The organism is Cryobacterium sp. 10I1 (genome assembly GCF_035019805.1).
Classification (GTDB): domain Bacteria; phylum Actinomycetota; class Actinomycetes; order Actinomycetales; family Microbacteriaceae; genus Cryobacterium; species Cryobacterium glucosi.
Genome location: NZ_JASJVF010000413.1, coordinates 1 through 1,838, shown reverse-complemented (window position 1 = coordinate 1,838; position 1,838 = coordinate 1). Strand labels below are relative to the sequence as shown.

Genomic DNA, 1,838 nt, shown 5'->3' with positions numbered 1-1,838 from the left:
ACGCGGTTGCGGCCGGCGCGCTTGGCCTCGTAGAGGGCCTTGTCGGCGCGGGCGAGCCAGTGGGCGGTGCGTTCGCCGGTGTTCCGCACGGCCAGGCCGATGCTCACGGTGCAGCGCAGGCCCGGGGCGACGTCGTCCCAGCGGAAGCCACTCACCGCATCGAGCAGGCGCTCGCAGGCCTTCGCGGCGTCGGCCGGGGTCGCGTCGCCGAACACCAGCAGGAATTCCTCGCCGCCGAGCCGTACCGCGAGGTCGCTGTCGCGGATGGCAGCCGTCAGGATCGTGCCCATCGCGGCCAGCACCCGGTCGCCCGTGGCGTGCCCGTGCGCGTCGTTCACCCGTTTGAAGTGGTCGAGGTCCACCATCGCCGCGCAGAGCGGCTGCGCGCGGTCGTGCGCCCGGCGCATCAGCGCGGGCAACTGCCGGTCGAGCGCTCGCCGGTTCGGCAACAGGGTGAGCGGGTCGGTGTGGGCCTGCTGGTCGAGCTTCTCCGCACGGATGCGCAGCACCTGTGCTTCGAGCTGCGACCGCTCCGTCTCGTGGCGGGCCTGTTCGATCTCGAGAGTGTTGATCAGCATCCGGGATTGCAGCCCCGCCGTCTGCCGAGTGAGGCGCAGGGTCAGCTCGTGCAGCTTTTCGGCGTGGTCGAGGGCGAACTTGAAGTGGCCGCGCTCCTTGTACATCTCCCCGAGCGCACGATGCAGCCGGGTGAGCCGCGCGGGATCGTCCTCGATGAAGGGATCGGCCAGCTGGGCGACCATCATCGCGGTCGCCTCGTCAATGCGTCCCTCTGCACGCAGGAGCTCGGCGAGCTGGGCGTCATTGTCGAGTTCGAGATTCCGGTAGCCGTTCGCCGCCGCGAGGCGCTTGGACAGCCCGACCTGTTCGCGCGCTTCGCCGTACCGGCGGAGCTCGATCAGGATGCTCACGAGGTTGGTGCGCGCGATCGTCTCCCAGAAGACGTGTCCCTGGCCCTGGGCGAGCGCCGCGCCCTGCTGCACATTGTCGAGTGCCTCTCGGAGGGCATCCGCCGGGTCGAGGCCCTGGGCGCTCTGGGTCTTGGCGAGCTCGAGGCAGGTGTCGCCGAGGTTGTTGAGTCCGGCGAATCTGGCCTCGGCGTCCTCGAGCAGCCGCGACAGGTCGAGCGCCTGGCGGCCCAGTTCGAGGGCGCGCTGCGCGTCGGCCATACCCACGTGCACCATCGAGGACCGGCTGAGCGCCCAGAATTCGGCGAGCTTGCTGCCGCTCGCCCGCGCCGCGGAGAGCGCGCCGAGCACGTGGCGCAGCGCGGGTTCGTGCAGGCCGGACTCATGGAACGCGAGCGCCAGGGTGCAGTGCACCTGCGACTGCCGCAGCAGTTCGCCCGTGTCGACCAGGTATTCGAGGGCGAGCAGCCCGTGACGAACGGATGCCTCGACCTCGCCCAGCCGCAACCGGTGCAGTGCGAGCAGCTCGCGGGCCTGCGCGCACTCGGCCGGGGTGATCCCGAAGGTCGCGAGCACCTGTTCGGCCTGCGCCGCGCCGTCCAGGTGCCGGCCGTCGGCGCGCGAGAGTTCGCACGCGGCGAGGAGTGCCGCCGTCGAATACGGTGCGGGTGTCGGTGCGGGCGTCGGTGCGGTACTGCGAACGGGCGCTGCCGAAGATGCCCGCACCTCCGGTGCTGCCGCCTTCGAGTCCACCTTCAGCCCCCCGACTGTCTGTCGCTCTTTCGAACATAACAGGGCACCCGGCCCGATTCGGCCGGAAAAAAGCCCCAAAAAGGGGCTCTCCTGACGTTACCGTGGGTGGTTTCCGAGCGCCTTAACGAGTGCACGCCGCTCTCCGTCTAGGTTTCTAAC

Annotated in this window: 1 protein-coding gene; it reads right to left on the bottom strand. The window is 70.1% G+C overall.

Annotated elements, in window-relative coordinates:
- Positions 1-1,679: GGDEF domain-containing protein (locus QN345_RS18605; protein WP_323509062.1), on the bottom strand; the 1,679-nt coding region annotated here is incomplete at its 3' end.
- Positions 1,680-1,838: the final 159 nt, after the last annotated feature.